The sequence below is a fragment of the Dietzia sp. DQ11-71 genome (assembly GCF_014144995.1).
Classification (GTDB): domain Bacteria; phylum Actinomycetota; class Actinomycetes; order Mycobacteriales; family Mycobacteriaceae; genus Dietzia; species Dietzia kunjamensis.
Map to the genome: position 1 here is coordinate 1 of NZ_JAALDT010000115.1, position 4,232 is coordinate 4,232.

At 70.2% G+C, this 4,232-nt stretch carries 5 protein-coding genes and 1 pseudogene; all 6 read left to right on the forward strand.

What is annotated here, in order from left to right:
• Window positions 1-334 (forward strand): annotated as a pseudogene (locus tag G6023_RS04660) (NUDIX hydrolase); the annotation flags it as partial.
• Between the two features lie 95 nt (window positions 335-429).
• On the forward strand, window positions 430-1,335 hold the full coding sequence (gene pdxS, locus G6023_RS04665) for a pyridoxal 5'-phosphate synthase lyase subunit PdxS (protein ID WP_120283374.1): 906 nt from the start codon (window positions 430-432) through the stop codon (window positions 1,333-1,335).
• 7 nt (window positions 1,336-1,342) lie between these two features.
• On the forward strand, window positions 1,343-2,215 hold the full coding sequence (locus G6023_RS04670) for an acyl-CoA thioesterase (RefSeq protein WP_182634207.1): 873 nt from the start codon (window positions 1,343-1,345) through the stop codon (window positions 2,213-2,215).
• On the forward strand, window positions 2,212-2,826 hold the full coding sequence (gene pdxT / locus G6023_RS04675) for a pyridoxal 5'-phosphate synthase glutaminase subunit PdxT (RefSeq protein ID WP_096905399.1): 615 nt from the start codon (window positions 2,212-2,214) through the stop codon (window positions 2,824-2,826). Before G6023_RS04670 ends, pdxT begins: the two co-directional genes overlap by 4 nt.
• 81 nt (window positions 2,827-2,907) lie before the next feature.
• Window positions 2,908-3,660 carry a YebC/PmpR family DNA-binding transcriptional regulator gene (locus G6023_RS04680; RefSeq protein WP_096905400.1) on the forward strand — a complete coding sequence of 251 codons (753 nt, stop codon included), beginning with the start codon at window positions 2,908-2,910 and terminating at the stop codon, window positions 3,658-3,660.
• 61 nt (window positions 3,661-3,721) lie between these two features.
• The coding region (ruvC, locus tag G6023_RS04685; protein ID WP_182634208.1) for a crossover junction endodeoxyribonuclease RuvC at window positions 3,722-4,232 on the forward strand (511 nt) is incomplete at its 3' end.

Consider the following 4,232-nt stretch of genomic DNA (forward strand, 5'->3'; position numbering starts at 1 on the left):
CGGGCCGGACCCCGCGCCGCACCCCGACCACCGACGCCGTCGCGACGACGGCAGCGCGCCGGACGACGTCGGCGAGCCCGACGCCGAGGTCGCGGAGAACACCCTCGGCGTGGTCCTGTCCGGGGTCGACACGGACGCGCTGCCCGGCGATCTCGCCGCCGAACTGGAGGACGCCTCGGATCGCGTGTCCATGGCCCGTCGCTTCTACAACGACGCCGTCCGCGACACCCGCAGTCTGCGGGAACAGGCCCCGGTCCGCCTCCTGAGACTGGCCGGCCGGGCCCCGATGCCCGGGTACGTCGAGCTGGTCGACGCACCGCCACCGCAGGCCTGACCAACCCCGGTGGGGCGGCGGTTGGGGCACCGGGGTGAGGGAGACCTACACTGGACCCCTGTCACACGTCGTCTGAGCCAGGAAAGGCCTATTTCGTGAGCGACCCGCAGTCCAGCGAGAACACCACCGGAACCGCACGCGTCAAGCGAGGTATGGCCGAGATGCTCAAGGGCGGCGTCATCATGGACGTCGTCACCGCCGAGCAGGCGAAGATCGCCGAGGACGCCGGCGCCGTGGCCGTGATGGCCCTCGAGCGCGTCCCCGCCGACATCCGGGCCCAGGGCGGAGTCGCCCGCATGAGCGACCCCGACCTCATCGACGGCATCATCGAGGCCGTCTCCATCCCCGTGATGGCCAAGGCCCGCATCGGGCACTTCGTCGAGGCGCAGATCCTCCAGGCCCTCGGCGTGGACTACGTCGACGAGTCCGAGGTCCTCACCCCGGCCGACTACGCCAACCACATCGACAAGTTCGGCTTCACCGTGCCGTTCGTCTGTGGCGCCACCAACCTCGGCGAGGCCCTGCGCCGGATCACCGAGGGCGCGGCCATGATCCGTTCCAAGGGTGAGGCCGGCACCGGCGACGTCTCCAACGCCACCACCCACATGCGCCAGATCCGCCAGCAGATCCGCAAGCTCCAGAGCCTGCCGTCCGACGAGCTGTACGTGGCCGCCAAGGAGCTCCAGGCGCCGTACGAGCTGGTCAAGGAGGTCGCCGAGACCGGCAAGCTCCCCGTGGTGCTGTTCACCGCGGGCGGCATCGCCACCCCGGCCGACGCCGCGATGATGATGCAGCTCGGTGCCGAGGGCGTGTTCGTCGGTTCCGGCATCTTCAAGTCCGGCAACCCCTCCGAGCGGGCCAAGGCGATCGTCAAGGCGACGACCTTCCACGACGATCCGGAGATGCTCGCGACCATCTCCCGCGGCCTCGGCGAGGCCATGGTCGGCATCAACGTCGACGACATTCCCGAGCCCCACCGGCTCGCCGAGCGGGGCTGGTGACCCGCCGGTGGCGAAGATCGAGGACATCCTCGAGATCGAGCGGATAGACCGCGACCTCTACCGGGGTCCGGCCATCCGCACGCACCTGCAGCGGACCTTCGGCGGCCAGGTCGCCGGACAGACCCTCGTCGCCGCGGTCCGGACCGTGGACTCCGACAAGCACGTCCACTCCCTGCACGGGTACTTCATCCGGCCGGGCATCCCCGACGTGCCGACCGTCTTCCAGGTCGACCGCCTCCGGGACGGTCGCAGCTTCGCCACCCGCCGTGTCACCGCCATCCAGGAGGGGGAGCCGATCTTCTCCATGTCGGCCTCCTTCCACCTGGTCGACCAGGAGGGCATCGAGCACCAGGACTCGATGCCCCGGGTCGTGGGGCCCGAGGAGATCGACGTCCCGAGAATCGAGGACCTCGACGAGGCCCACCGCGTCTTCGTCGAGGAATGGGCCCAGTGGGACATCCGGATCGTCCCCCGGGACCGCCTGGAGACGAGTTCGGTGCTGGCCTCGCAGCAGCGGGTGTGGTTCCGCAGCGTCGACACGCTGCCGGACGATCCGAACTTCCACGTGTGCACACTCGCGTACATGTCGGACATGACGTTGTTGGGCTCGGCCAAGGTCCCGCACCCCGACGAGCCCACCCAGGACGCCTCGCTCGACCACGCCATGTGGTTCATGCGCCCCTTCCGGGCCGATGACTGGTTGCTGTACGACCAGACCTCGCCGTCGGCGTTCGGGGGGCGCGCCCTCACCCAGGGGCGGATCTTCGACCGCTCCGGCCGACTCGTCGCCGCCGTCACCCAGGAGGGACTGTCCCGCCGTCTGCGACCGGGAGCCCAGTCGTTCCCGGTGAGCACCACCGACGACCCGTCCGAGAAGTGAGCACGGACGCCCCGACCGTCGGTGTCCTCGCCCTCCAGGGCGATGTCGCCGAACACGTCCGCCACCTCGAGTCCGTCGGCGCGCGGGCCGTGGCCGTCCGCCGGCGCTCCGAGCTCGACGGTGTGGACGGACTCATCCTGCCCGGCGGGGAGTCCACCGCGATGAGTCGGCTGTTGGACGTCTACGACATGTACGAACCGGTGGCCGAGAGGATCTCGGGCGGCATGCCGGTCTACGGCTCCTGCGCGGGCATGATCCTGCTGGCGTCGGTCGTCCTCGACACCCGGGCCGACGCCACCTGGTTCTCCGCGATCGACATGACCGTCCGACGGAACGCCTTCGGACGGCAGGTCGACTCGTTCGAGGCCGACCTCGTCGTCGACGCCCTCGGCGCCGACCCGGTCCGGACCGTCTTCATCCGCGCACCCTGGGTCGAGACGGTCGGCCCCGACGTGGAGGTACTCGCCCGCGTCCGCGCCTCCGACGGCCACGATCACGTGGTCGCGGTGCGGCAGGGCAACGCCCTGGCGACCTCCTTCCACCCCGAGGTGACCGACGATGTGCGCGTTCACCGGTACTTCGTCGACATGGTGCGGCAGTCGACCTCGTAGACTGGCCAGTCAGCGACACATCGCACCGGGCCGCCAACCGAGGTCGGCCCGGACTGACACCCCCGGAGGGCGGAACATCCCATGTCAGGCCATTCCAAGTGGGCCACCACCAAGCACAAGAAGGCCGCGATCGACGCCAAGCGCGGCAAACTCTTCGCCAAGCTCGTCAAGAACATCGAGGTGGCGGCCCGTACGGGCGGCGGTGACCCAGCCGGCAACCCCACGCTCTACGACGCCATCCAGAAGGCCAAGAAGAACTCTGTCCCGGGCGACAACGTCGAGCGGGCGCGCAGACGTGGCGCCGGCGAGGAGGCGGGCGGCGCCGAGTGGGAGACCATCATGTACGAGGGGTACGGCCCGAACGGCGTGGCCCTGCTCATCGAGTGTCTGACCGACAACCGCAATCGCGCCGCGGGCGAGGTGCGCACGGCGATGACCCGCAACGGCGGCAACCTCGCCGACCCCGGTTCGGTGGCCTACCTGTTCACCCGCAAGGGCGAGATCGTGCTGGACAAGGGTGAGCTCGAGGAGGACGACGTCCTCATGGCCGTACTCGAGGCCGGGGCCGAGGAGGTCAACGACCTCGGCGAGCAGTTCGAGGTGGTCTGCGAACCCACCGACCTCGTCCGGGTGCGCACCGCGCTCCAGGAGGCCGGCATCGACTACGACTCGGCCGAGTCCGGGTTCCGCGCCTCGGTCGAGGTGACCGTCGACGCCGACGGCGCCGCGAAGGTCTTCAAGCTCATCGACGCGCTCGAGGACTCCGACGACGTCCAGAACGTCTACTCCAACCTCGACGTGCCGGACGACGTGCTGGCGGCGCTCAACGCCTGACGGGCGGCCCACTGGTAGGGTCTCGAACGTAGGTTCTACCACTGGTCGGCGAAAGGTCGCTATGCGCGTGATGGGTGTGGACCCGGGACTGACCCGGTGCGGGCTCGCGCTGATCGAGACCGAGCCGGGTCGGGCCGTCACGGCGTTGGACGTGGACGTGGTGCGGACGACCGCCCAGGAACCACTCGAGAGGCGCCTGCGGGCGGTCCACGCCGTGGCGGACGAGTGGATGGAGATCCACCGCCCGGACGTGGTCGCCATCGAGCGGGTCTTCGCCCAGAACCAGGTCTCCACCGCCATGGGCACTGCCCAGGCCGCCGGCGTCGTGGCACTGGCCGCCGCCTATCGCGACATCCCGGTGGCCTTCCACACGCCTTCCGAGGTCAAGGCCGCCATCACCGGCAGCGGGCGCGCGGACAAGAAGCAGATGACCCTGATGATCACCCGGATCCTCGGCCTGCAGAAGCCCCCCAGCCCGGCGGACGCGGCCGACGCCCTCGCCCTGGCCGTGTGCCACAGCTGGCGGGCGCCCATGCAGGGCCGGGTCGCCGCGCTGGACGGCCATGTCGCGC